The organism is Agrococcus sp. BE272 (genome assembly GCF_031457935.1).
In the GTDB taxonomy this organism is placed as follows: Bacteria; Actinomycetota; Actinomycetes; order Actinomycetales; family Microbacteriaceae; genus Agrococcus; species Agrococcus sediminis.
In genome coordinates, this window is sequence record NZ_JAVDXL010000002.1 from 803,428 (window position 1) to 828,204 (window position 24,777).

General features: G+C 73.6%; 24 protein-coding genes and 2 tRNA genes. 9 read left to right on the forward strand and 17 right to left on the reverse strand.

Going from position 1 to position 24,777, the window contains the following annotated elements; all coding sequences use genetic code 11:
* The first annotated feature begins 19 nt into the window (after window positions 1–19).
* A complete protein-coding gene (locus tag J2X49_RS10320; RefSeq protein WP_310125729.1) occupies window positions 20–940 on the forward strand; it encodes a DMT family transporter in 921 nt (306 codons plus the stop codon).
* A gap of 6 nt (window positions 941–946) precedes the next feature.
* Here the strand turns inward: J2X49_RS10320 and J2X49_RS10325 are convergent, their stop codons facing one another.
* From J2X49_RS10325 to J2X49_RS10335, 3 genes are all read right to left on the reverse strand, one after another.
* Window positions 947–1,753 carry an isocitrate lyase/phosphoenolpyruvate mutase family protein gene (locus tag J2X49_RS10325; protein ID WP_310125731.1) on the reverse strand — a complete coding sequence of 269 codons (807 nt, stop codon included), beginning with the start codon at window positions 1,751–1,753 and terminating at the stop codon, window positions 947–949.
* A gap of 137 nt (window positions 1,754–1,890) precedes the next feature.
* Window positions 1,891–3,102 (reverse strand): MFS transporter, encoded by a 1,212-nt coding sequence (locus J2X49_RS10330; RefSeq protein ID WP_310125734.1) that lies wholly within the window; start codon window positions 3,100–3,102, stop codon window positions 1,891–1,893.
* 13 nt (window positions 3,103–3,115) lie between these two features.
* Window positions 3,116–3,469 carry an ArsR/SmtB family transcription factor gene (locus J2X49_RS10335; RefSeq protein WP_396131234.1) on the reverse strand — a complete coding sequence of 118 codons (354 nt, stop codon included), beginning with the start codon at window positions 3,467–3,469 and terminating at the stop codon, window positions 3,116–3,118.
* A gap of 99 nt (window positions 3,470–3,568) precedes the next feature.
* Here J2X49_RS10335 and J2X49_RS10340 point away from each other — a divergent pair, with 99 nt between their 5' ends.
* Complete coding sequence (locus J2X49_RS10340) at window positions 3,569–4,861, forward strand: NAD(P)-binding domain-containing protein (protein WP_310125737.1); 1,293 nt, start codon at window positions 3,569–3,571, stop codon at window positions 4,859–4,861.
* A 31-nt stretch (window positions 4,862–4,892) separates the two neighbouring features.
* On the opposite strand, the gene J2X49_RS10345 is transcribed toward J2X49_RS10340, so the two are convergent.
* From J2X49_RS10345 to J2X49_RS10355, 3 genes are all read right to left on the reverse strand, one after another.
* Window positions 4,893–5,738 (reverse strand): sugar nucleotide-binding protein, encoded by an 846-nt coding sequence (locus J2X49_RS10345; protein ID WP_310125740.1) that lies wholly within the window; start codon window positions 5,736–5,738, stop codon window positions 4,893–4,895.
* A gap of 76 nt (window positions 5,739–5,814) precedes the next feature.
* A tRNA-Pro gene (locus J2X49_RS10350) sits at window positions 5,815–5,889 on the reverse strand.
* Window positions 5,890–6,041: 152 nt separating this feature from the next.
* Window positions 6,042–7,454 carry a GH1 family beta-glucosidase gene (locus tag J2X49_RS10355; RefSeq protein ID WP_310125741.1) on the reverse strand — a complete coding sequence of 471 codons (1,413 nt, stop codon included), beginning with the start codon at window positions 7,452–7,454 and terminating at the stop codon, window positions 6,042–6,044.
* A gap of 79 nt (window positions 7,455–7,533) precedes the next feature.
* On the opposite strand from J2X49_RS10355, the gene J2X49_RS10360 reads away from it, so the two are divergent.
* A tRNA-Gly gene (locus J2X49_RS10360) sits at window positions 7,534–7,604 on the forward strand.
* A gap of 160 nt (window positions 7,605–7,764) precedes the next feature.
* Window positions 7,765–8,421 carry a hypothetical protein gene (locus J2X49_RS10365; protein ID WP_310125743.1) on the forward strand — a complete coding sequence of 219 codons (657 nt, stop codon included), beginning with the start codon at window positions 7,765–7,767 and terminating at the stop codon, window positions 8,419–8,421.
* A 4-nt stretch (window positions 8,422–8,425) separates the two neighbouring features.
* Here J2X49_RS10365 and J2X49_RS10370 read toward each other — a convergent pair whose 3' ends face one another.
* From J2X49_RS10370 to J2X49_RS10380, 3 genes are read right to left on the reverse strand one after another with little or no spacing between them, the layout of a single operon-like run.
* On the reverse strand, window positions 8,426–9,430 hold the full coding sequence (locus J2X49_RS10370; RefSeq protein WP_310125745.1) for a DNA-formamidopyrimidine glycosylase family protein: 1,005 nt from the start codon (window positions 9,428–9,430) through the stop codon (window positions 8,426–8,428).
* The gene (locus tag J2X49_RS10375; protein ID WP_310125748.1) at window positions 9,430–9,915 is read right to left on the reverse strand and encodes a ribose-5-phosphate isomerase; all 486 of its coding nucleotides are present in this window, start codon (window positions 9,913–9,915) and stop codon (window positions 9,430–9,432) included. Before J2X49_RS10375 ends, J2X49_RS10370 begins: the two co-directional genes overlap by 1 nt.
* Complete coding sequence (locus J2X49_RS10380) at window positions 9,915–10,547, reverse strand: DsbA family protein (RefSeq protein WP_310125750.1); 633 nt, start codon at window positions 10,545–10,547, stop codon at window positions 9,915–9,917. The genes J2X49_RS10375 and J2X49_RS10380 overlap by 1 nt, the downstream gene beginning before the upstream one ends.
* 88 nt (window positions 10,548–10,635) lie before the next feature.
* Here J2X49_RS10380 and pepN point away from each other — a divergent pair, with 88 nt between their 5' ends.
* The 4 genes from pepN to J2X49_RS10400 are packed head-to-tail and all read left to right on the forward strand — an operon-like array spanning window position 10,636 to window position 16,152.
* Window positions 10,636–13,176 carry an aminopeptidase N gene (gene pepN, locus J2X49_RS10385; RefSeq protein ID WP_310125753.1) on the forward strand — a complete coding sequence of 847 codons (2,541 nt, stop codon included), beginning with the start codon at window positions 10,636–10,638 and terminating at the stop codon, window positions 13,174–13,176.
* Between the two features lie 12 nt (window positions 13,177–13,188).
* Window positions 13,189–14,115: a mechanosensitive ion channel family protein gene (locus tag J2X49_RS10390; protein ID WP_128188497.1), complete on the forward strand. Its 927-nt coding sequence runs from the start codon at window positions 13,189–13,191 to the stop codon at window positions 14,113–14,115.
* Window positions 14,112–14,498 (forward strand): globin, encoded by a 387-nt coding sequence (locus J2X49_RS10395; RefSeq protein ID WP_246990804.1) that lies wholly within the window; start codon window positions 14,112–14,114, stop codon window positions 14,496–14,498. The genes J2X49_RS10390 and J2X49_RS10395 overlap by 4 nt, the downstream gene beginning before the upstream one ends.
* A 13-nt stretch (window positions 14,499–14,511) precedes the next feature.
* Window positions 14,512–16,152 (forward strand): FAD-binding dehydrogenase, encoded by a 1,641-nt coding sequence (locus J2X49_RS10400; protein WP_310125757.1) that lies wholly within the window; start codon window positions 14,512–14,514, stop codon window positions 16,150–16,152.
* 55 nt (window positions 16,153–16,207) lie between these two features.
* Here the strand turns inward: J2X49_RS10400 and J2X49_RS10405 are convergent, their stop codons facing one another.
* The 5 genes from J2X49_RS10405 to J2X49_RS10425 all read right to left on the reverse strand — a co-directional run bounded on the left by J2X49_RS10405 (window position 16,208) and on the right by J2X49_RS10425 (window position 21,218).
* Window positions 16,208–16,627 (reverse strand): cytochrome c oxidase subunit 4, encoded by a 420-nt coding sequence (locus tag J2X49_RS10405; protein WP_310125761.1) that lies wholly within the window; start codon window positions 16,625–16,627, stop codon window positions 16,208–16,210.
* A 1-nt stretch (window position 16,628) separates the two neighbouring features.
* On the reverse strand, window positions 16,629–18,341 hold the full coding sequence (gene ctaD, locus J2X49_RS10410) for a cytochrome c oxidase subunit I (protein WP_310125763.1): 1,713 nt from the start codon (window positions 18,339–18,341) through the stop codon (window positions 16,629–16,631).
* The gene (gene coxB / locus J2X49_RS10415) at window positions 18,341–19,243 is read right to left on the reverse strand and encodes a cytochrome c oxidase subunit II (protein WP_310125764.1); all 903 of its coding nucleotides are present in this window, start codon (window positions 19,241–19,243) and stop codon (window positions 18,341–18,343) included. The genes ctaD and coxB overlap by 1 nt, the downstream gene beginning before the upstream one ends.
* A gap of 156 nt (window positions 19,244–19,399) precedes the next feature.
* Entirely contained in the window at window positions 19,400–19,741 is a 342-nt protein-coding gene (locus tag J2X49_RS10420) for an iron-sulfur cluster assembly accessory protein (protein WP_128188502.1), read from the reverse strand.
* A gap of 49 nt (window positions 19,742–19,790) precedes the next feature.
* A complete protein-coding gene (locus J2X49_RS10425) occupies window positions 19,791–21,218 on the reverse strand; it encodes a M20/M25/M40 family metallo-hydrolase (protein ID WP_310125769.1) in 1,428 nt (475 codons plus the stop codon).
* 79 nt (window positions 21,219–21,297) lie between these two features.
* On the opposite strand from J2X49_RS10425, the gene J2X49_RS10430 reads away from it, so the two are divergent.
* Window positions 21,298–21,855 carry a DUF3043 domain-containing protein gene (locus J2X49_RS10430; protein ID WP_310125772.1) on the forward strand — a complete coding sequence of 186 codons (558 nt, stop codon included), beginning with the start codon at window positions 21,298–21,300 and terminating at the stop codon, window positions 21,853–21,855.
* Window positions 21,856–21,909: 54 nt separating this feature from the next.
* Here the strand turns inward: J2X49_RS10430 and J2X49_RS10435 are convergent, their stop codons facing one another.
* From J2X49_RS10435 to hisD, 3 genes are read right to left on the reverse strand one after another with little or no spacing between them, the layout of a single operon-like run.
* Window positions 21,910–22,929, reverse strand: a complete 1,020-nt coding sequence (locus tag J2X49_RS10435) for a quinone-dependent dihydroorotate dehydrogenase (protein WP_310125774.1) — start codon at window positions 22,927–22,929, stop codon at window positions 21,910–21,912.
* Entirely contained in the window at window positions 22,926–23,402 is a 477-nt protein-coding gene (gene nrdR / locus J2X49_RS10440) for a transcriptional regulator NrdR (RefSeq protein WP_146357552.1), read from the reverse strand. Before nrdR ends, J2X49_RS10435 begins: the two co-directional genes overlap by 4 nt.
* Window positions 23,402–24,715, reverse strand: coding sequence for a histidinol dehydrogenase (gene hisD, locus J2X49_RS10445; protein WP_310125779.1), 1,314 nt, complete (start codon window positions 24,713–24,715; stop codon window positions 23,402–23,404). The genes nrdR and hisD overlap by 1 nt, the downstream gene beginning before the upstream one ends.
* Window positions 24,716–24,777 lie beyond the last annotated feature (62 nt).

Genomic DNA, 24,777 nt, shown 5'->3' on the forward strand with positions numbered 1-24,777 from the left:
GGGCTGGGATGATCGAGCGGTGTCAGACCTCTCGAGCGCGTCGTCGCGCGGCCGCCTGGGCCGGACGGCGATCGTCGTCGCGTCGATCGCCCTCGTCATCACCTGGAGCTCGGGCTTCGTGGGCGCCGAGCTCGCCGCTCGCGCCGACGGCGAGCCCATCACGGTGCTCGCGTGGCGCTTCGTCGTGCTCGCGGGGATCCTCGTGGCGACGATGCTCGTGCTGCGCCGCCGCTGGCCGGGCGCCCGCAGCTGGCTGCGGCAGGGCGCGATCGCGCTGCTGAGCCAGGCCGGCTACCTGCTGATGATCTTCGAGGGCGTGCGCTTCGGCGTCGACGGCGGCACCGCCGCGCTCATCGCCGCGCTGCAGCCGATGCTCGTCGCCACCGTCGCCGGCCGCTTCCTCGGCGAGCGCGCGAACGGGTGGATGTGGTTCGGCATGGTCGTGGGGCTCGCGGGCGTCGCGCTCGTCGTCTCCGGGCAGATCGGCGGCTCCGGCGCGCCGCTGTGGGCGCACGCGCTGCCGCTCGTCGGCGTGCTGTGCCTCGCGACCGGCACCGTGCTGCAGCGCCGCTGGCACATGCACGACGACCTGCTGCAGACCATCACGATGCAGTCGGTGGTCGCGGGCGCCGCGTTCATGCTCGTCGCGCTCGTGCGCGGCCACGCCGCCCCGCCGACGAGCCTCGACGTCTGGGGCGCGATCCTCTGGCTCGTGGTGCTCGCGAGCCTCGGCGGCTACGTGCTGTACGTCACCGTCACGCGCTCGCACGGCGCCACGTTCGTCAGCACCATGCTCTACCTCACGCCGCCGACGACGATGCTGTGGGTGTGGCTCTTCTTCGGCGTGCCGATCGCGCCGCTCGGCATCGCCGGGCTCGTGGTCGCCGCGGTGGGCGTGGCGATCGTGCTGACGGCGCAGCGGCGGGCGTCCGTTGCCTGACCGCGCTCAGCCCTCGTCGGCGAGCAGCGCCTCGACGTCGGGCAGGCCGCGGAAGCCCCCGAAGGTCCCCTGCTCGGCGATCTCCCGGGCGGCCCCGAGCCATCCGCCCCACGCCGCCCGTGCGAGCGTGCCGCCGACGCTGATGCGGCGCACGCCGAGCGCGGCGGCCTCCGCGACCGTGATCCAGGGCGCGTTGACCAGCAGGTTGACGGGCTTCGGCGCCACCGCCTCCACGATGGCCGAGATCTCGGCGCGCGTCGAGATCCGCGGCGCGTAGAGGCAGTCCGCGCCCGCCTGGGCGTACGCGACGAGCCGGGCGACCGTGTCGTCGAGGTCCGGATGCCCGACGACGTAGCCCTCGGAGCGCGCGGTCAGGAGCACTCGGGTGCCGCTGCGGTCGATCGCCTCCCGCGCGGCGCGGATGCGATCGACGGCGAGCGCGCGCTCGTGCAGCGGCGAGCCGGCGTCGCCGGTCGCGTCCTCGATGGAGAGCCCCGCGACGCCGGTCTCGACCGCGACCGCCACGGTGCCGCCCACGGCGTCGGGCTCGACGGCGTAGGCGCCCTGGAAGTCGGCGCTCACGGGCACCGCGACCGCGGCCGCGACGGCGCGGAGATGCGCGAGGGACTCGTCGAGCGCGAGGCGGGCGTCCTGCATGCCGAGCGCCCACGCCGCGCCGGCGCTCGTGGTCGCGAGCGCGGGGAAGCCGAGCCGCTCGAGGATGCGGGCGCTGCCGAGGTCCCACGGGTTCGGCATGACGAAGCAGCCGGCGGCGTGCAGGCGGTGGAGCTCGACGACTCGCGGATCGGCCACGGAGCCTCCTCGACGATCGCCCTCGGCCTGCAGCGCGACGCTATGCCCGCGCGCCCGTCCCCGCAAGGGGCTCCGTGCCGGCTACGCGCGCGCGAGCACCGCGTCGATCGCGGCGAGCTCGGGCTGCTCCGCCGCGCTCAGGTCCAGCGCGCGAGCGCGAGCGCGACGAGCGCGAGCCCCGCGGCCAGCAGCCCCATCGCCGCGTAGGAGCCGGTCGCGACGGCCAGCAGCGGGCCGAGCGCCGGGCCCAGCGCGGTGACGGCGGTGATGGGCGCGGCGAACGCGCCGTTCAGGGCGCCGTAGCCGCGCGGCCCCCAGCGCTCCACGACCGCGGAGCCCTGCACGAGCGTCTGCGCGCCGCGCACGGCGCCCGCGGCGACGCCGATCGCGATGAGCAGCCACGGCGGGCCGGGCACGAGCGACAGCAGCGCCAGCACGATCGCCGCGAGCCCCGCCGTCGTCGCGAGCGGCACCCACGGCGACGCAGCGCGCGGCAAAGCCACGTAGAGCAGCCGCCCGGCCACCTGGCCCGCGCCCAGCAGGCCGAGGCCCCACGCGGCGAGCTCGTACGTGAGCCCCTTCTCGGTGAGCAGCGGGATGGCGGCGAGCGTCACCATGTACAGGGCCGCGGCCACCGCGATCATGGCGACCTCGAGCATCCAGAACCGGCGGGTGCGCAGCACCGCGGCGACCGACGGCGGCGGCGCGTGCTCGCCGCTCGCCTCGCGGGCGGGCCAGGAGCGCTCGAGCGACCACCAGTGCAGCGGGGTCGTGACCGCGACGAGCACGACCGCGAGCACGAGCAGCGTCGCGCGCCAGTCGAGCACGCCGAGCAGCGCGGCGGTGAGCGGGGCGAACGCGGTCGAGGCGAGCCCGCCGGCGAGGGTGACGACCGTCATCGCCCGGCGGCACGCGCCGCCGCCCTGCGCATCGCCGTGGCGCCGCGTGAGCACCGTGAACGCCGCCTGGTAGAGCACCGCCGACTGGCCGAGGCCCACGACCACCCACGCCACGGCGAACCCGGGCACGGTGGTCGCGGCCGAGGCCATCGCGAGCCCGCCGGCGCCGACGAGGCTGCCGAGCGTCATGACGAGCCGCGGGCCGCGGTCGTCGAGCCAGCGGCCGACGACGATGCCGGCGGCGGCGGATGCGACGAGGCCGGCCGAGAAGCACAGCATCACGACGGGCAGTCCCCAGCCGGTGTCCGCCGCGACGGCGGGCGCGGCGACGATGAGCCCGTAGTACAGGATGCCCCAGCTGACGACCTGGCCGACCGAAAGCGCCGCGAGCCGCGCGACGGGCCCGGGCGAGCGGCGCTCGGCGCGCGCGGCGACGGCGCGGCCGCTCACTGGCGGCCCCGCGTCAGAGCCCGCGCAGCACGGCGGCGGTCTGCTCGAGCGTGCCGCGCACGACCGAGTAGTACGCCCACTTGCCGCGCTGCTCGCGCTCGACGAGCCCGGCCTCCGCGAGCACGCGCATGTGGTGCGACACGGTGCCCTGCGAGAGCCCCACGGGCGCCGTGAGGTCGCAGACGCACGCCTCGCCGCGCTCGCCTGCCGCGATGAGCGACAGCAGCCGCACGCGCGTCGGGTCGCCGAGCGCCTTCCCGACCTTCGCGAGGCGCTCGGCCTCGTCGCGCGGCATGCCGGCGTCGGCCTCGGGCGCGCAGCAGCCGTCGGCCGCGGGAGCGTCGATCGGGGCGTCGGTGATCGTCATGCGGGCAGTCTGCCACACAGATTGACAAACGTCGATGCGTCGTGCACGATCAACGCATCGATCACCTTCGATACGACTCGTCCCGATGAGGAGACAGCCATGCACGACCTTCCCGTCATCGTCGTCGGCGCCGGCCCGCAGGGCCTCGCCGCCGCCGCGCACCTGCTCGAGCGCGGCTTCGAGCCGCTCGTGCTCGAGCGCGGCGACGCGGCAGGCGCCGCCGTCTCGGAGTGGAGCCACGTGCGGCTCTTCTCCGCGTGGGACGAGCTGGTCGACACGGCGAGCCGGCGCCTGCTGGAGGCCGCGGGCACACCCATCCCGACGCGCGGCTACCCCAAGGGCGCCGCCTGGGTGCGCGACTACCTGCAGCCGCTCGCCGCGGCGCTCGGCGAGCGCGTGCGCTACCGCCAGGAGGTCGTCTCGATCAGCCGCCGAGGGCGAGACAAGGTGGTCGACGCCGGGCGCGCCGAGCAGCCGTTCGTCGTGCGCACCATCGACCGCGACGGCGTCGAGCGGCGCCTGCTCGCCCAGGCCGTGCTCGACGCATCCGGCACCTGGCGCACGCCGGCGCCCGCCGGCGCCGACGGCACCCCCGCGCTCGGCGAGCGCGCCGCCGCCGACCGCATCGACTACCGCATCCCCGCCGACGTCGCCGAGCTGGCAGGCGCGCACGTCGCCGTCGTCGGCGCCGGCCACTCCGCGACCCACGCCGTGCTGCGGCTCGCCGAGCTCGCCGAGCGCAGCCCCGGCACGCGCGTGACGTGGCTGCTGCGGCGCGCATCGGCCGAGGGTGCGCTCGGCGGCGGGGAGGCGGATGCGCTCCCCCAGCGGGCCGCGCTCGGCTCGCGAGCGAGGAGGGCGATCGAGCAGGGCCTCGTCGAGGTCGTGACCGGCTTCCGCCTCGACGAGGTGCGCCGCGCCGGCGACGGGATCGTGCTCGTGGGCGACGACGGCCGCGAGGTGGGCCCGGTCGCGCGGCTCTTCGCGCTCACGGGCTTCCGCCCCGACCTGTCGATCCTGTCGGAGGTGCGCGTCGCGGTCGACCCGTCGCTCGACGCGGTCGCCGGCCTCGCCGCCGAGATCGACCCCAACGTCCACTCGTGCGGCACGGTCGCCGCGACCGGCGTCGCCGAGCTCGCGCAGCCCGAGCCCGGCCTGTTCGTCATCGGCGCGAAGAGCTACGGCCGCGCGCCGACGTTCCTCGCGCTCACGGGCTACGAGCAGGTGCGCAGCGTCGTCGCGCACCTGGCCGGCGACCACGAGGCGGCCGCCCGCAACGAGCTCGTGCTGCCCGAGACCGGCGTGTGCGGCGGGGCGGGCGACTTCGGCGGCGGCTGCTGCGCCGCTCCGGCGCCGGCGCAGGCCGAGCGGGCCGAGGCCGTCGCCGTCTGAGGGGGCCGTTCGCCGGGCGCTGGCCCGGCGATCAGGCCCGGCCGGTCGGCGGAGCGCCGCCCGCGCGGGCGTCGAGCATCGCGCCGTAGCCCTCCTCGAAGGAGGGGAACCGCAGGTCGCCGAGGAGCGCCAGCAGCCGGTCGCCGGCGAGCACCGTGCCGCCGGCGACCTCCGGCAGGATGCGCGGCGGCGGCTCGACGCCCAGCCGCGCGGCGATCCAGCCGACCACCTCGCCGAGCGGCGCCGGGCGCCGGTCGACCGCGTGCAGCAGATGCGGCGGGTCTGCGGCCATCAGCATCGCCTCGAGGGCGCGCACGAGGTCGGTCTCGTGGATGCGATTGGTGCGCTGCGCGTGCTGCACGGGCGTGCGCTCGAGCACCGTGCGCACGAGCCGCTCCCGGCCGGGGCCGTAGATGCCCGCGGGACGCACCACGAGCGCGCCGAGCCGCTCGCGGGCGACGCGCTCGCCTTCGAGCAGCGTCCTGGCGCGCGCCGAGACCGGCGCCGGCGCATCCGCCTCCGTGCGCACCTCCGCGCCGGCGAGGCCCTCGAGCACGCGCGTCGAGGAGACGAGCACCACGCGGCTCGGCGGCTCCGGCAGCGCGTCGGCGAGGTGCTGCAGCGAGCGCACGTACGCGTCGTCGTCGGGGCCGGGCGGCAGCGTCACGACCATCGCGTCGACCTCCGGCAGCAGCCCGCGAGGCACCGGCTCGCCGAGGTCGACGGCGAGCGGCGACAGCGCTGCGGGCAGCGCCTCGGTGCGGCGGCGGAGCGCGACGGCCTCGCCGCCGCGCTCGACGAGGCGCAGGCCGAGACGGGTGCCGACCTGGCCGCATCCGACGAGCAGCGTGCGTTGCGCCGCCGTCTCCGAACCCATGTCGGGGTGACAGGATGCGAACCCGCGGGTCGGCGCGTCGCTGCCCCCGGCCCGACTCCCCATCCCGGCACGCACGTCGGGGCGACAGGATTCGAACCTGCGACCTCCCGCCCCCAAAGCGGGCGCTCTAGCCAAGCTGAGCTACGCCCCGTCGGGATCGCTCCCGTACGACGGGGAAGTCTATCGGCGCACGCCAACGCCGCCGCACGCGAGCGGCGGTGGAACTGGGACCCCTTGCACCGAACGGGACCCGGTGCACCGGGTCCCGTTCGGTCGGCGGGGTCCCGTTCCCGGGCCGCGCCGCTACAGCGTCCGCTCGCGGATCATCCGCGCGAGCTCGAGCCCGGAGTCCTTCACGGTGCGCTCCTGCGTGTCGTAGTCGACCCGCACGATGCCGAAGCGCTTGTGGTAGCCCCACGCCCACTCGTAGTTGTCGAGCAGCGACCAGTACATGTAGCCCTTGACCGGCACGCCCGCGTCGATGGCGTCGAGGATCGCGCCGACGTGCGCGCGGAGGAACTCGACCCGCTCTGCGTCGTGGATCCGCGCCTCGCCGGTCGCCGCATCCGTCACCACCTCGTCGTCGTAGGCGGCGCCGTTCTCTGTCACCCAGATCTCGACGCCCCTGGGCCCGGCGTACTCCTCGTGCACGCGTCGCAGCAGCCGGGTGAGCCCCTCGGGCTGCACCTCCCAGCCCATGGTCGTCGTGGGCAGGCCGCGCGGGTGCATGTGCACGCCGTCGGCGGCGGGGTACGGGCTGCCGACGGCGCGGTCGGTCGGGGCGTCCTGCAGCAGCGGCTCGGCGGGCGGCTCGAACGAGCACGCATCGCCGTGGTAGTAGTTCACGCCCAGCACGTCGATCGGCGAGCCGATGATCGCGAGGTCGCCCTCCTGCACCACGGCGTCGAGGCCGAGGTGGCCGACATCGGCGAGCAGCGTCTCGGGGTAGCTGCCGCGCAGGATCGGATCGATGAAGAAGCGGTTGAACTGCTCGTCGATGCGGCGGGCGGCGTCGCGATCGGATGCGCTGTCGGGGTCGACCGGGTCGGCGACGGTGAGGTTCAGGGTGATGCCGAGCCGCTCGGCGCCGGCCTCGCGGAGCGCCTGCACCGCCATGCCGTGCGCGAGCAGCAGGTGGTGGCCGGCGGCGAGGCCGTCGGCGACGCTCTGCCGGCCCGGCGCGTGCGCGCCGGCCGTGTAGGAGAGGAACGACGAGCACCAGGGCTCGTTGAGGGTCGTCCAGTTCTGCACGCGGTCGCCGAGCCGCTCGTGCACCGCGAGCGCGTAGTCGACGAAGCGGCTCGCGGTGTCGCGCTCGGGCCAGCCGCCGGCCTCCTCGAGCGCCTGCGGGAGATCCCAGTGGTAGAGCGTCAGCCACGGGAGGATGTCGGCGCCCAGCAGCTCGTCGACGAGCCGCGAGTAGAAGTCGAGGCCCTTCGCGTTCGGAGCGCCGCCGTCCGGGCACACGCGCGCCCAGCTCGTCGAGAAGCGGTACGTCTGCAGGCCCAGCTCGCGCATGAGCGCGACGTCCTGTGGCATGCGGTGGTAGTGGTCGCACGCGACGTCGCCGGTGTGGCCGTCGATCACGGCGCCCGGCACCCGGGCGAAGGCGTCCCAGATGCCCGGGCGGCGGCCGTCCTCGGCCGCGGCGCCCTCGATCTGGTAGGCGGCGGTCGCGCCGCCGAGGATGAGGTCTGCTGGGATGCTGCGCTGCACCCGAGAAGCGTATCGGGGCGGATGCGCGGGCGCCGATGCGGTAGATTCGTGCAGTCCCGAGGCACACGGCTCGGGGCGCGCGGGCGTAGCTCAATGGTAGAGCCTCAGTCTTCCAAACTGATTACGCGGGTTCGATTCCCGTCGCCCGCTCCCTCATCCCCGCTGGTCGAGCCGGCCGCGCAGAGGCCGAGTCGAGACCACACCGGCCGCCGTGCCCCCGCTGGTCGAGCCGGCCGCGCAGCGGCCGAGTCGAGACCACATCGGCCGGCGTGCGAGGCGCAGCCACAGCCGCTGCCGGTAGCGTGCCGGTGTGCATGCGCGACTGCGGACCCGCCCCCGCCGCCAGGGCTCGCCCCGGCTCGGCGCGGCGATGGTCGCCGCCGCCGCGCTGACGCTCGCCGCGTGCGTGGCCCTGCCGCCGGAGACGCCGGAGGATCCCGCGATCCCGACCACGGCATCCCCCGCCTTCACCGACCTCGCTCCCCCGCCGACGACCAACGGGCCCACCGAGCCGCCCGTGCCCACGACGGCGCCGGGCGACTTCGCCTACGGCGAGACGGTCGTCATCCACACCGAGCGCGGCTCCACGTGGGAGGTGACGGCGCTGCGGTCGATCGACCCGGCCGACTCGCTCGCGCTGCAGACGGGCTCGACCCCGCGGGCGAACGAGCGCTTCGTGGTGCTCGAGCTCGAGATCGAGAACGTCGGCGTCATCACGACGCACCCCATGCACGACATGACGATCGGCTATCAGCCCGACGGCGCACCGCTGTCGGATCAGAACTCCGCCTCCACGGCAGCCGCCCCGAACGACCTCGGCTACGTGTGGGACTTCGCGCCCGGCGACCGCGAGTCGGTGCAGGTGATCGTCGCCGTGCGCGACGACGCCGCGACGACCGGCAGCTGGGTGTTCACGACGAACGACCGCGGCACGCTCGAGCCGGGCACCGTCTACCGGTTCGGCTGAGCCCTCACAGCTGGCACCCGGGGCACCAGTACAGCTTGCGCCCCTGCATCGTCTCGAGCGCGACGCTCGTGCCGCAGCGGCGGCACGGCAGCCCCTCGCGCTTGTAGACCCAGTGGCGGTCGGCGCGGTTCGCGAGCGCCGCGGCCCGCCGCGCGCCGCGGAGGCCGTCGATCGTGAGCATCTGGCCCGTCTCGACGCCGATGCGCAGCAGCTTCACCCAGTCGCGCCAGAGCGCGCGCAGCTCGTCGTCGGTGACGGCGCTGCCCGGCCGGTGCGGGTCGATGCGGGCGCGGAACAGCAGCTCGGCCCGGTAGACGTTGCCGATCCCGGCGACGACCGACTGGTCCATGAGCAGCTGCCCGATGGGCTGGTTGGAGCGCGACGCTCGCGCGACGAAGCGGTCCTCGGCCTTGCGGCGCGACTCGGTCGGCGCCTCGGGGTCGGGCCCGAGCCGCTCGGCGAGCGCCGCGACCTCGGCCGGCTCGAGCACCTCGCACACGGTCGGCCCGCGCAGGTCGGCGACGGCGGTGTCGGTGAGGATGCGCACGCGCACCTGCCCGACGGGCTCCGGCGGGAAGTCCACGGCCTCCGTCGCCGTCTCCTGCTCCCCCGCCCGCAGCCGCGCGAGGCGAGGCGCGCCGATCGAGGCGATCGAGTCCTCGTGCTCGCCGTCGACGCCGGCGCGCTCGGGGATGCCGCGCATGCCGGTCTGGCCCATCCGCCCGACCGCGGCGAGGATCGTGGGGTCGACGCTGATGGCGCCGGCGAAGTCCCACGCGCCGTAGATGCCGAGGTGCACGTGCAGCACGTGCGCGGGCTGGGCAGCGGTGCCGCCGAAGCCGAGCAGGAGGTGCTTGCCGATCGCCTCGGAGGAGGTGATCTCGAGCCCGTCGAGCTCGGCGGCGCCCACCTCGAACCGCCCCTGCGGGCTCGTCACCCGGGCGGTGCGCCCGACGAAGTTCGCGCCGAACTGCCGGGCGATGCGATGGACGGAGTGCCCCTCCGGCATCAGCGGATCTCGTGGCCCGCGATGCCGCCCGTGCTCTCGTACTCCCCGAGCTGCGCGATGCGGCGCGCGTGCCGCTCGGCGCCCGAGAAGGGTGTGGCGAGGAAGGCGTCGATGATCTCGAGCATCTCCTCCTCGGTGTGCTGGCGGGCGCCGACGGCGACGACGTTCGCATCGTTGTGCTCGCGCGCGAGCTGCGCGGTCGCGAGGCTCCAGGCGAGCGCCGCGCGCACGCCCTCGACCTTGTTCGCCGCCATCTGCTCGCCGTTGCCCGAGCCGCCGAAGACGACGCCGAGCGCCTCGACGCCGTCGCGCTGGTCGCGCACGACCGCGCGCGCCGCATTGATGCAGAACGACGGGTAGTCGTCCTCGGCGTCGTAGTCGGCCGGCCCGTGGTCGACCGACTCGTGGCCGGCGGCCTCGAGGTGCGCGACGAGCCGCTTCGAGATCTCGAAGCCGGCATGGTCGGTGGCGACGTGGACGCGCATCACGCCTCCTCTGCGCCGAAGACCGGCCCGCGGGTGCGCGAGCGCTTGAGCTCGAAGAAGCCGTCGACAGATGCGGCTGCGACGATCCCGTCGAACATGCGCAGCGCCTCCTCGCCGGTGGGCGCGGGGCTGACGACGGGGCCGAAGAAGGCGACGTCGTCGACGGCGATCACGGGCGTGCCGACGTCGTCGCCGACGAGCTCGATGGCGCGGCCGTGGCTGTCGCGCAGCGCCTCGTCGTGCGCATCCGTCTCGCTCGCGAGCGCGGCGTCGAGCCCCACCTCGGCGAGCGCCTCCGCGATGATCGCGTCGTCGTCCTCGCGGCCCTCGGGGTGGATGCGCGTGCCGAGCGCGTCGTACAGGGGCTTCACGACGGCGTCGCCGCCCGCGGCGCGCGCGGCGGTGACGAGGCGCGTGAGGCGCATCGAGCGGGGCATGCGCGCGGCGTACGACTCGGGCAGGTCGCGACCCTCGTTGAGCACCGCGAGGCTCATCACCTGCCAGTCCACGTCGAGCCCGCGCACGTCGGCGACCTCGCCCAGCCAGCGACTGGTCATCCACGCCCACGGGCAGGTCGGGTCGAACCACATGCGCACGCGCTGCGGCTGGTCTGCGGGAGCCTCGATCGTCATGGCTCGATGCTACCGAGGGCACGGCGGGCGCCCGCCGCCGCGCCACTACGCTGGAGCGCACCAGCACACACTGCCGAAGGAGTCCCGCGTGCCCGGAGAGAACCTCACCCGCACCGAAGCCCAGGAGCGCGCAGCGCTCGTCGAGGTCGACGGCTACGACGTCGCGCTCGACCTGACGACCGGGGACGAGGTGTTCCGCTCGACGACGACGGTGCGCTTCCGCGCCCAGGACGGCGCATCCACGTTCATCGACCACATCTCCAAGCAGGTGCACTCGGTCACGCTGAACGGCGCCGAGCTCGACGTCGCCGCTGTCGACGACGGCGTGCGCATCCAGCTCGAGGGCCTCCAGGCCGAGAACGAGCTGACCGTCGTCTCCGACGCGATGTACGTCAACACCGGCGAGGGCCTGCACCGCTTCGTCGACCCGGTCGACGGCGAGGCCTACCTCTACTCCCAGTTCGAGGTGCCCGACTCGCGCCGCGTCTTCGCGGTGTTCGAGCAGCCCGACCTCAAGGCCGAGTTCCGCTTCACCGTCACGGCGCCCGCCGCGTGGCAGGTCGTGTCGAACCAGCCCACGCCCGAGCCGGTCGTCGAGGGCGACACCGGCACCTGGGCGTTCGAGCCGACGCCGCGCATCTCGAGCTACATCACCGCGCTCGTCGCGGGCCCCTACACGGTCACCCGCTCCGAGCTCACCTCGAGCGACGGCCGCACCATCCCGCTCGGCATCTTCTGCCGCGCGTCGCTCGCCGAGCACATGGACGCCGACTACCTGTTCGACATCACCCGCAAGGGCTTCGCCTTCTTCGAGGACCAGTTCGGCGTCGCCTACCCGTTCGAGAAGTACGACCAGCTCTTCGTGCCCGAGTTCAACGCGGGCGCGATGGAGAACGCCGGATGCGTGACGTTCACGGAGTCGTACGTGTTCCGCGCGCAGGTGACCGACGCCATCCGCGAGCGCCGCGTCGTGACGGTGCTGCACGAGCTGGCCCACATGTGGTTCGGCGACCTCGTGACGATGCGCTGGTGGAACGACCTGTGGCTCAACGAGTCGTTCGCCGAGTGGGCGTCGACCCTCGCCACCGCCGAGGCGACCGAGTGGACGGGCGCGTGGACGACGTTCCAGGCGATGGAGAAGACCTGGGCGTACCGTCAGGACCAGCTGCCCTCGACGCACCCGATCGTCGCCGAGATCCGCGACCTCGAGGACGTGCAGGTCAACTTCGACGGCATCACGTACGCCAAGGGCGGCTCGGTGCTCAAGCAGCTCGTCGCCTGGGTGGGCCTCGAGTCGTTCATGCAGGGCGTCGGCGCCTACTTCCGCAAGCACGCGTGGGGCAACACCGAGCTCACCGACCTGCTCTCGGAGCTCGAGGCCGCGAGCGGCCGCGACCTCGGCGACTGGAGCCGCAAGTGGCTCGAGACGGCCGGCGTCAACACGCTGCGCCCCAAGATGGAGCTCACCGCCGACGGCATCATCTCGTCGTTCGCGATCGAGCAGACGGCGCCGGCCGAGTGGCCGACCCTGCGCCCGCACCGCGTCGCGGTCGGCTTCTACGAGCTCGAGGACGAGGTGCTGCGCCGCACCCACCGCGTCGAGCTCGACATCGACGGCGAGTCGACCGACGTGCCGCAGCTGGCCGGGCACCTGCGGCCCGCGCTCATCCTGCTGAACGACGACGACCTCGCCTACGCGAAGATCCGCCTCGACGACGAGTCGATGGCCACCGCGATCGAGCACCTGCGCGACATCGAGGAGCCCCTCGCCCGTGCGCTCGTGTGGGGCGCGGCCTGGGACGCGACCCGCGACGCCGAGACCCCGGCGAGCGACTACGTCGACCTCGTGCTCGCGAACATCGGCGCCGAGACCGAGTCGACGACCATCCGCCTCGCCCTCGCGCAGCTGGCGCAGGCCGCCCGCACCTACGTGCACCCCGAGCGCCGCGCGGCGACGATCGAGCGTGTCGGCGATGCGCTGTGGCAGCTCGCCGAGCAGGCTCAGCCCGGCTCGGACGCGCAGTTCCAGTTCGTCGGCGCCTTCGCCGGGCTCGCCTCGACCGACGCGCACGTCGCGGCGCTGCGGGGCCTCCTCGACGGCAGCCGCACGCTCGAGGGCCTCGCGATCGACGCCGACCTGCGGTGGCAGCTGCTCGACGGCCTCGTGCTGAACGGCGCCGCCGGCGAGGAGGAGATCGCCGCGGAGCTCGCGAGCGACGACACCGCGACCGGCCGGCAGTTCGCCGCCCGGGCGCGCGCGACCGTCCCCACGGCCGAGGGCAAGGAGGCCGCGTTCGCGTCGGTCGCGGACGAGGCGGGCGCGTCGAACATGATCGTGCGCTACACCGGCCTCGGCCTGCAGCACGTGAACGACGCATCCTCGCTCGAGCCGCTCGTCGCCCGCTACCACGACGCCATCCAGCAGATCTGGGACTCGCGCACCTACCAGGTGGCGGAGGGGCTGCTCGTCGGGCTCTACCCGGCGGTGCTCGCCGACGAGCGACTGGCGGAGGCGACGCGCGCGTGGCTCGCCGACAACGAGTCGGCCGTGCCGGCGCTGCGCCGCATCGTGGTCGAGCACCTCGCCGGCGTCGAGCGGGCGCTCAAGGCGCAGCAGCGGGACGCGTGACCGGAGGGCCTCGTGGGTGACGTGAGCTGGAGCTCGTTCGGCGAGTGGTGGCAGACCTGGGGCGCGCCGATCGGCGTGCTGCTGGTCGTCGTCGGCGCCTTCATCGCGTTCTGGATCGTGAAGGCCGTCATCGGCCGCGTCGTCCACGAGGTCGTCACCGGCGTGAAGCGCCGGGCCGACGCCGCCGACACCGAGGCGCTCAGCAGCTCGCCGCTCGCGCAGGTGCGCGTCGTGCAGCGCACCCGCGCGATCGGCAGCGTGCTGAACACGATGGTCGCCTGGGTGATCACGGCGCTCGCGCTCATCCTGATCCTCAGCATCCTGGGGGTGAACGCCGGGTCGCTCGTCGCGATGGCGGGCTTCCTCGGCGCCGCCGCCGGCATCGGCGCGCAGGGCGTCATCAAGGACTTCCTGAACGGCCTGTTCATGGTGTTCGAGGACCAGCTCGGCATCGGCGACGTCGTCGACCTCGGCGAGGCCTCCGGCGTCGTCGAGTCGGTCGGCATCCGCGTGACGCAGGTGCGCGACGTGCACGGCACGCTCTGGTACGTGCGCAACGGCGAGATCGTGCGCGTCGGCAACAAGTCGCAGGGCTGGGCGCGCGCGATCATCGACCAGGCCGTGCCGTACCACGCCGACGTCGACGCGGTCGAGCAGCGCCTGCTCGACGTCGCCACCGAGATGAGCGAGTCGCCCGAGTGGGTCGGCCGCATCATCGACAAGCCCGAGACGTGGGGCATCGAGTCGGTGTCGGCCGAGGCGGTCGTCATCCGGCTCGTGGTGAAGACCCGCGCGAGCGCGAAGGACGACGTCGCGCGCGAGCTGCGCCGCCGCGTCAAGGCGGGGCTCGACGACCTCGGCGTCGAGCTGCCGTCGCTGCAGAAGGTCGTCGTGCAGGGGCTCGGCGAGCAGCCGCCGGCGAAGGGCGGGCAGGCATGACGCAGACCCTCCACGACGCCGTCGGCGGCAGCCCGTTCTTCGCGCGCCTCGTGCACGAGTTCTACGAGCGCGTCTGGCAGGACGACGTGCTCCGCCCGATGTACCCGCAGGACGACCGCGCCGGCGCCGAGGATCGCTTCCGCATGTTCCTCGAGCAGTACTGGGGCGGCTCGACCGCCTACAGCGAGCAGCGCGGGCACCCGCGGCTGCGCATGCGCCACGCGCCGTTCCCGGTCGACCCCGACGCGCGCGAGCGCTGGCTCGCGTGCATGCGCGGCGCGCTCGACGCGGTCGACCCCGCGCCGCTGCACCGCGCCGAGCTCGACGACTACTTCGAGCGCGCCGCGACGGCGATGCTCAACCGCAACCCGCTCATACGCTGACGAGGAGACCGCCGTGGCCGCAGCAGAGGACGTCGTCGTCATCGGAGCGGGCCTCGCCGGCCTCGTCACCGCGTGCGAGGCGCTCGACCGCGGCCGCACGGTGCGCATCGTCGAGCAGGAGGGCCCCCGCTCGATCGGCGGGCAGGCGTTCTGGTCGTTCGGCGGTCTGCTGCTCGTCGACTCCCCCGAGCAGCGCCGCCTCGGCATCCACGACTCGCTCGAGCTCGCGCGCGCCGACTGGGCGCGCAGCGCCGGCTTCGACCGCGACGAGGATGCGTGGGGCCGGCGGTGGGCGGAGGCCTACCTGGAGTTCGCCCACCGCGACCTCTCCCCCTGGCTGCGCTCGCTCGGCGTGCGCCTCTTCCCGGTCGTCGGGCACGCCGAGCGCGGCGCCCGCACGCCTGGCGGCCATGGCAACACCGTGCCGCGCTTCCACATCGTCTGGGGCACCGGTCCCGGCCTCGTGGCGCCCTTCACGCGCCGGCTGCGCGACGCGGTCGCCGACGGGCGCGCGCGGCTCTCCTTCCGCCACCGCGCGACGCGCCTGCTCGTCGAGGACGGCCGGGTCGTCGGCGTCGCCGGCGACCGGCTGGCCGACGACCTGACGGTGCGCGGCGAGCCGTCGAGCCGGGAGGCCATCGGTGCGTTCGAGGTGCGCGCCGAGTCGGTGGTGGTCGCGACGGGCGGCATCGGCGGCGAGCTCGAGCGGGTGCGGGCGCTCTGGCCCGCGCGCCTCGGCGCGGCGCCGCGCGAGGCGGTGCGCGGCGTGCCGCTGCACGTCGACGGCTCCGGGCTCCGGTTCGCCGTCGATGCGGGCGCGCGACTCGTGAACGAGGACCGCATGTGGCACTACACCGAGGGCATCGCCAACTGGGATCCGATCTGGCCCGACCACGGCATCCGCATCCTCCCCGGACCCTCGAGCCTCTGGCTCGACCACCGGGGCCACCGGCTGCCCTCCCCCAACTACCCCGGCTTCGACACGCTCGCGACGCTCGAGCACCTGCGCTCCGTCGGCGCCGAGCACTCGTGGTTCGTGCTCACGCAGTCGATCGTCGAGAAGGAGTTCACGCTCTCGGGCTCCGAGCAGAACCCCGACCTGACCGGCAGGAGCATCCCGCGGCTGCTGCAGCGGGTGCTGCCCGGTGCGCCCGCGCCCGTGCAGGCGTTCCTCGACCACGGCGAGGACTTCGTCGTCGCGGGCAGCCTCACCGAGCTGCTCGACGGCATGGAGCGGCTCGGCGGCGACGGCGCGCTCGACCGGGCCGCCGTCGTCGCCGCGATCGAGGAGCGCGACGCGGCCGTCGCCGACCCCGCCTCCCACGATCCGCAGGCGGTCGAGATCCGCCGCGCCCGTGAGTACCTCGGCGACCGGCTCGTGCGCACCGCGGCGCCGCACCGCATCCTCGACGAGCGCCACTGGCCGCTCATCGCCGTGCGCCTGCGCACCCTCACCCGCAAGACCCTCGGCGGCATCCAGACCGACCTCGACTCGCGCGCGCTCGGCGCCGACGGCGCACCGGTGCCCGGCCTCTTCGCCGTGGGCGAGGCGGCCGGCTTCGGCGGAGGCGGCGTGCACGGCTACCGGGCGCTCGAGGGCACCTTCCTCGGGGGCTGCCTGCACACCGGCCTCCGCGCCGGCCGCGCGGTCTGAGGCGCGGACGGCAGAGCGCCCCGTCCGCTCGGGACGGGGCGCTCCTGTCGGGTCGTCAGCGGCTGAAGTTGCCGCGGTAGTACTCGTACACCCAGCCGACCATGACGATGGCCAGCAGGCCCGCGCCGATGGGGATGAGGAACGTGGGGCCCGCGAGCGACAGGAACATCACCGCGAGGGCGCCGGCGAGCGCGATCGGCCACCAGCTCCACGGCGAGAAGTGCCCCTGGTCGGGGTCGTCCTCGTCGAGCTCGGCGTCGAGGCGGTCCATCGCGAGCTCGCCGTGCTGGCCGCGGCGCACGAGCACGAGGTAGAAGGCGATGAGCGTGCACATCACGCCCACGAGCGCCATGCCCAGCGTGCCCGCCCACTCGATGCGGCCGTCGTACGACCCCATGTGCCACACCGTGTAGACGGCGGCGCAGAGGTAGAAGAAGACGGCGATGACCGTCAGGATGACGATGTTCGAGCGCATGTCAGCGGACCTCGTCCTTCTGCAGGTCGACCACGGGTCGGTTCGGGGCGTCCTTCAGCGGTCCGACGCCGTACTGCGGGCCCGCGTTCGGGTGGTGCAGGTCGAACGCCGGCGACTCCGAGCGGATGCGCGGGATGGCGTGGAAGTTGTGGCGCGGCGGCGGGCAGCTCGTCGCCCACTCGAGCGAGCGGCCGGTGCCCCACGGGTCGTCGACGGTCACGCGCGGCGCCGTGCGGGCCGTGATCCACACGTTCCAGAGGAACGGCACCATCGACAGGCCGAGGATCATCGCGCCCACGGTCGACAGCTGGTTCATCCACGTGAAGCCGTCCTCCGCCAGGTACGTGTAGTACCGGCGCGGCATGCCGATGACGCCCAGCCAGTGCTGCACGAGGAACGTCATGTGGAAGCCGATGAAGAGCATCCAGAAGTGCACGTGGCCGAGGCGGTCGTTCAGCATCTTGCCGGTCCACTTGGGCCACCAGAAGTAGAAGCCCGAGAACATCGCGAACACGACCGTGCCGAAGACGACGTAGTGGAAGTGCGCGACCACGAAGTACGTGTCGGAGATGTGGAAGTCGAGCGGCGGCGACGCGAGGATGACGCCCGTCAGGCCGCCGAACGTGAACGTCACGAGGAAGCCGAACGCCCACAGCATGGGCGACTCCCACGTGATCGAGCCGCGCCACATCGTGCCGATCCAGTTGAAGATCTTCACACCGGTCGGCACCGCGATGAGCATCGTCATGAGCGAGAACCACGGCAGCAGCACGGTGCCCGTGACGTACATGTGGTGCGCCCACACCGTCACCGACAGCGCCGCGATCGCGATCGTCGCGCCCACGAGGGTGTTGTAGCCGAAGATCGGCTTCCGCGAGAAGACCGGGATGACCTCGGAGATGATGCCGAAGAACGGCAGCGCGATGATGTAGACCTCGGGGTGCCCGAAGAACCAGAACAGGTGCTGCCAGAGCACGGCGCCGCCGTTGGCGGGGTCGTAGATGTGGCCGCTGAAGATGCGGTCGATCGCCAGGCCGAACATGGCTGCCGCGAGCACCGGGAAGACGATGATCACGAGCAGCGACGTGATGAGGATGTTCCAGCTGAAGATCGACATGCGGAACATCGTCATGCCGGGCGCGCGCATCGTGATGATCGTGGTGATGAAGTTGACGCCGCCCATGATCGTGCCGAAGCCCGACAGCGCGAGGCCCAGGACCCACAGGTGGCCGCCGATGCCCGGCGAGAACGCGGTGGTGCTCAGCGGCGTGTAGGCGAACCAGCCGAACGAGGCGGCGCCCTGCGGCGTCAGGAAGCCGCCGATCGCGATGAGCGAGCCGAACGTGAACATCCAGTACGCGAGCGCGTTGAGGCGCGGGAAGGCGACGTCGGGCGCGCCGATCTGCAGCGGCATGAGCACGTTGGCGAAGCCGGCGAAGAGCGGCGTCGCGAACATCAGCAGCATGATCGTGCCGTGCATCGTGAAGAGCTGGTTGTACTGCTCCTCCGTGGGCACGATCTCGAGGCCCGGCGCGAACAGCTGCGCGCGGATGAGCAGCGCCATGACGCCGGCGATGAGGAAGAAGATGAACGAGGTGCCGAGGTACAGGTACCCGATCGTCTTGTGGTCGGTGGAGGTGATCCACTTGACCAGCGTGTTGCCCTTGCGCTCAGCGCTGCGGCTGATCGCGGGGCGCGTCGCCGTGGCGGTCATCAGTCTTCCTCGCCTTCGTTGGTGGTGTCGACGCTCTCGTCGTGACCCGGGTCGATGTTGTCGTCACCGGTGAAGGCGTTGACCGACTCGTCGATGGCGCCGACGTTGCCCTCGGCCTCGAGGCTCTCGAGGTAGGCGTCGTACTCCTCGGGGCTCACGAGCTCGACGTTGAAGAGCATGAGCGAGTGGTACTCGCCGCAGAGCTCGGCGCACTTGCCGCGCAGGATGCCCTCCTGGTCGCCGGTCTCGAAGTACATGTGGTTCGTGACGCCCGGGAGCATGTCCTTCTTGTAGAGGAACTCGATCACCCAGAACGAGTGGGCGACGTCGCGCGACTCGAGCGTGATCTCGATCGTGGAGTTCGTCGGGAGGTACAGCGTCGGGAGCGAGCTCGCGTCGATGAGGTTCGACTCAGGGTCGTTCTGCGCCTGGATGCCCTGGTAGTAGACCGGGTCCTGGCCGTCGCGCTCGTAGACGAAGTCCCATGCCCAGCGCTTGCCGTAGACGGTGAGCGAGTAGTCGGGGTCGTCGATCGGCTCCTCGATGATCGCCTGGTCGCGCGCCGTGAAGGCGAAGAAGCCGGCGACGAGGACGACGGGGACGATCGTGAAGAAGATCTCGATCGGCATGTGGTAGCGCAGCTGCACCGGCAGGCCCGTCTGGCCCTTGCGGCGGCGGTACGCGATCGCGGCCCAGATCATGAGGCCCCACGTGATGATGCCGACGCCCAGCAGCACGATCCAGGAGGTCGTCCACAGGCCCATGATGCGGTCCACGTGGTTCGTCAGACCCGGGTCGGTCGGCATCCACCCCTGCAGCTGCGCCTGGGTGCATCCGGCGAGCGCAAGGGCGACGACCACCGCGACCGGGGCGGCGATCCAACGAGATCGACGATTGCGCAATGTCTTCCTCCGAGTCGGTGAGCAGTCACCTCCGATCCTAGTACCCACAGAGGGCGCTCAGGCTCCTGCCACGCGCCTCCGAGGCGCCCCTGGAACGCGACGACGCCGCCGATCCCGAGGGATCGGCGGCGTGTCGCTGCGGGCTGCTCGCGCGGCCTAGTGGAAGGAGTCGCCGCACGCGCAGCTGCCCTGCGCGTTGGGGTTGTCCATCGTGAAGCCCTGCTTCTGGATCGAGTCCTCGAAGTCGATCGTCGAGCCGTCGAGGTAGGGCACGCTCATGCGGTCGACGATGACCTCGACGCCGTCGAAGTCGCGCACGACGTCGCCGTCGAGCTTCCGCTCGTCGAAGTAGAGCTGGTAGATCAGCCCCGAGCATCCGCCGGGCTGCACGGCCACGCGCAGGCGCAGGTCGTCCCTGCCCTCCTGGTCGAGCAGGCGGCGCACCTTGTCGGCGGCCGTCTCCGTGAGCATGACGCCATGGGTCGCGAGATCGGTCATCTGCGGCTCCTCTCCGGTCTCCGTCGGGGCAACGCCCGACCCGTCCAGTCTATTCCGCGCGGTCGCCGGCCCGCGCGAGCAGCAGCGCCTCCGCGCCGATCGCGCGCCGCAGCACGCCGAGGTGCTGCGACTCGTTGGGGCTGTGCGCCATCGTGCCCGGGTCCTCGACGCCCGTCACCAGGATCTGCGCGCCGGGGAACTGCGCGACGAGGTCGGCGATGAACGGGATGGAGCCGCCGATGCCGGTCTCGACCGCCTCCGCGCCCCACGCATCCGCCATCGCCCGCTTGGCCTCGGTCGCGCCCCAGCCGCTCGCGTCGACGAGGAAGGGGTCTCCGAGGTCGATGCTGTCGAGCTCGATGTGCGCGCCGAACGGGGCGTGCGCGCGCAGGTGGCGCTCGATCGCGGCGAAGGCGTCGGCGGCCGACTGGCCCGGCGCGATGCGCGTCGAGAGCCGGAACCGCATCGTCGGGAGGATGGTGTTGGATGCGTCGGGCACGCTGGGCGCGTCGACCCCGGTGATCGTCGCCGACGGCTTGGCCCAGAGGCGCGCCAGCAGCGGGCCGGTGCCGACGAGCTGCACGCCGTCGAGCAGCGCCGCCTCGGCGCGCAGGTGCTCCTCCGACTGCTCGGGGACGTCGAGGTCGGCCTCGGTGAGGCCCTCGATGGCGACCGAGCCGTCGTCGTGCCAGAGGGTCGCGGCGAGCTTCGAGAACGCCATCATCGCGTCGGGCACCGCGCCGCCGTACATGCCCGAGTGGCTCGCGTGGCCGAGCGTCGTGATGCGCACGTTGAGCGCGACGTTGCCGCGGAGCGCCACGGTGAGCGACGGCACCTCGGTCGACCAGTTGTCGCTGTCGGCCACGACGATCACGTCGGCCTCGAGCGCCTCGGCGTGCTGCTCGAGGAAGCGCTGGAAGGAGCGCGAGCCGTGCTCCTCCTCCCCCTCGATGAACAGCGCGAGGCCCACCTCGGGCTCGACGACCTCGGCGAGCGCGCGGATCGCGGCGATGTGCGCGATGACGCCCGCCTTGTCGTCGGAGGCGCCGCGGCCGTGGAGGCGCCCGTCGATCTCGGTCGGCTCGAACGGCGGCGTGCGCCACAGGGCCTCGTCGCCCCAGGGCTGCACGTCGTGGTGGGCGTAGAGCAGGATCGACGGGCGGCCGGCGCGGGCGGGTCGGGTCGCGAGCACCGCCGGCTGGCCGAGCTCGTCGGTGTCGCCGATCGGGGCGCGCTCGATCGAGACGCGCTCGAACACGCCCGTCCCCTCCGCGAGGGCGGCGACCGCCTCCGCGCTCGCCTGCACGTGCGCCGCGTCGTAGGCGTCCCACGACACGCTCGGGATGCGCACGAGCGCCTTCAGGTCGTCGACAGCGCGGTCGAAGCCGGCATCGACGGCGGCGAGGACGGCCCGGTCGCGCTCGGAGAGCTCGGCGCCCGGGCGCGCGGGGAGAGAGTCAGCGGGGGAAGCAGTCATGCGCACGATCCTAGGCGTCGGCGGGAGGGCGGCGGCGGTAGGATGGGTCGATCCAGCCCCCAGCGAGAAGGACCTCCACGTGCCGCTGTTCAGCCGCTCCGACGCCAGCAAGCAGCCCCAGCCGGGGACCGAGGTGCGTCGCACGCCGAAGCAGTCGGAGCAGGTCGCCCGCAACCGCCGCCCCCTCGTCCCCGAGGACCGCAAGGAGGCGCGGCGCCAGGTGCAGGAGAAGATGCGCAGCGAGCGCGAGAAGGCTCGCCGCGGCTTCGAGTCCGGCGACGAGAAGTACCTGCCGGCGCGGGACAAGGGCCCGGTGCGGCGCTACGTGCGCGACTGGGTCGACGCCCGCCTCTCGATCGGCACCGCCGCGATGCCGATGATGATCGTCGTGCTCGTCATGACGTTCGTCAACGACCCGCAGTGGCGCCTCATCGCCAACCTCGTGCTGTGGGGCTTCGTCGCCGTCGTCGTGCTCGACTCGGTCGTGATGGCGTGGCAGCTGCGCCGCGCGCTGCGCGCGAAGTTCGGCGAGAAGGATGCGAAGGGCCACGGCTGGTACGCCACCATGCGCGCCGTGCAGCTGCCGTTCATGCGCATGCCGAAGCCCAAGACCAAGCTCTTCCAGCAGCCGGAGTGAGCGCTGTGGCGCGAGCCGCCGCCTCACCCCTGCGCGCGAGCGGGAGCGCGAGCGCTACGTCGCGAGCAGCCCCGCGTTGATCTCGCGCGCCCAGCCCGGCCCGCGGTAGATGAAGCCGGTGTAGCCCTGCACGAGGGCGGCGCCGGCGTCGAGCCGCTCGCGCACCTGCGCGGCCGTCTCCACGCCGCCGACCGAGATCACGTCGATCGCCTCGGGCAGCGTCGCGCGCAGCAGGCGCAGCACCGCGAGCGACCTCGCGGCCACCGGCGGGCCCGACAGCCCGCCCGCGCCGGCGCGCGCCACCGCATCCGCATCGCTCACGAGGCCGTCGCGCCGGATCGTGGTGTTCGTGGCGATGACGCCCGCGAGCGCCAGGCGCTCGGCGAGCGCGGCGATGCCCTCGACCTGCTCGTCGTCGAGGTCGGGCGCGATCTTCACGAGCACCGGCACGTCACCGGCCTCGGCGCGGATCGCCGCGAGCAGCGGCTCGAGCACGCGCGTCTCCTGCAGGCCGCGCAGGCCGGGTGTGTTCGGGGAGGAGACGTTGACGGCCAAGTAGTCGGCGACCGGTGCGAGCAGGCGCGCCGAGTGCAGGTAGTCGCGCTCGACCGCGGCGGTGTCGTCGGCGTCGACCACGCGGCTCTTGCCGATGTTGACGCCGATCACGGGGCGCGAGCGCGCCTCGCGGGCGACGGCGATGCGCTCGGCGGCGACCGCCGCTCCCTGGTTGTTGAAGCCCATCCGGTTGATGAGGGCTCGGTCGTCGACGAGCCGGAACAGGCGCGGCCGGTCGTTGCCGGGCTGCGGGCGCGCCGTGATCGTGCCCACCTCGACGTGGCCGAAGCCGAGCGCGCCGAGGCCCGCGATCATCGTCGCGTCCTTGTCGAAGCCGGCCGCGATGCCGAACGGCGTCGGCAGCTCGCGGCCGAGGGCGCGGGTGCGCAGCGCCGGGTCGGTGCGCACACCGGGGTGCGCGAGCCCGATCGCCCGGATGGCGGCCGCGCCGAGGTGGTGCGCCCGCTCGGGGTCGACGTGGCGGAAGCCGTGCCGGAAGAGCTGGTCGTACGCGGTCATCGCTCCTCCTCCGCGTCGACGGCGTGCGCCTGATCCTCGCGCAGGGCCCGGATGGCGGCCTCGAAGTCGTCGAGCGAGTCGAAGGCGTTGTAGACGCTCGCGAACCGCAGGTAGGCCACCTCGTCGAGCTCGCGCAGCGGCGGCAGCACCGCGAGGCCGATCTCGTTCGCGTCGATCTGGCTCGCGCCGGTCGCGCGTATGGTCTCCTCGACCGCCTGCGCGACGCCGGCGAGGTCGGCGTCGGTGACGGGCCGGCCGCGCACGGCCTTCCGGACGCCCTCGATGACCTTCTCGCGGCGGAACGGCTCGAGCACGCCGGAGCGCTTCACGACCGACAGGCTCGCCGTCTCGGTGGTGGTGAAGCGGCGGCCGCACTCGGTGCACTGGCGCCGGCGGCGGATGGAGGTGCCGTCGTCGCTCGTGCGGGAGTCGACGACGCGGGAGTCGGGGTTGCGGCAGAAGGGGCAGTGCATCAGGCCTCCCCCGCCTCGAAGCGCGCCTCGATGGCCTCGCCGTGCGCGGGCAGGCCCTCGGCGGCGGCGAGCGCGACCACGTCGGCCCGCACCGCGGCGAGCGCCGCGCGGTCGTAGCGCACGACCTGCTGGGGGCGGAGGAACGTCGCGGCCCCGAGGCCGGCGACGCGCCGCGCCTGGCCGCCGGTCGGCAGCACGTGGTTGGAGCCGGCGGCGTAGTCGCCGAGGCTGACCGGCGTGTGCGCGCCGAGGAAGATCGCACCGGCATGGCGGATGCGCGCGAGCACGGCGTCGTCGTCGGCCGTCATGATCTCGAGGTGCTCGGGTGCGTACGCGTCGCTCACCCGCGCGGCGGCGGTCAGGTCGGCGACGAGCACGATCGCCGACTGCTCGCCCGCGAGCGAGGCGCCGACGCGGGCGCTCGACGCCGTGGCGGCGGCGCGGCGCGCGACGGCCTCGTCGACGCGGTCGGCGAGCGCGGCGTCGTCGGTGACGAGCACGGCGCTCGCGAGCTCGTCGTGCTCGGCCTGGCTCACGAGGTCGGCGGCGATGAGCTCGGCGTCGGCGGTGCCGTCGGCGATCACGAGGATCTCGGTGGGGCCGGCTTCGGAGTCGACGCGGACGCTGCCGGCGACGGCGCGCTTCGCCGCGGCGACGAAGACGTTGCCGGGGCCCGTGACGACGTCGACCGGAGCCAGCCCGATGCCGGGCACGCCGTGGGCGAAGGCGCCGACCGCGCCGGCGCCGCCCATCGCGTAGACCTCGTCGACGCCGAGCAGCGCGCACGCGGCGAGGATGGTCGGGTGCGGCAGGCCGTCGTGCTCGGCCTGCGCGGGGCTCGCGACGGCGATCGAGCGGACGCCGGCGGCCTGCGCGGCGACCACGTTCATGACGACGCTCGACGGGTAGACGGCCTTGCCGCCGGGCACGTACAGCCCGACGCGGTCGACGGGCTGCCAGCGCAGCTCGACCGCGGCGCCCGGGGCGGGCTCGACGGCGGTCGGCGCCGGCACCTGCGCGGCGGAGCCGATCCGCACACGCTCGATCGCCGTCTCGAGCGCGGCGCGCACGGCCGGGTCGAGCGCGGCGAGCGCCTCCTGGAGCGCGGCCGCGGGCACCCGCAGCTCGGCGGGGCGCACTCCGTCGAAGCGCTCGGCCTGCGCGGCCAGGGCCTCGGCGCCGCGCTCGCGCACGTCGGCGATGAGCTCCTGGGCGGCCGGCAGCGCGCGGTCGACGTCGACGGCGGGCCGCGGCAGCAGCGCGCGCAGCTCGTGCTCGTCGGGCAGCGTCGTCAGGTCGAGTCGTCGGAGCATGGCCTCCATCGTACGGCGACCGCGCAGCGCCCGCCGCGCCGCGGTCCCCTCTCCGCGCGACG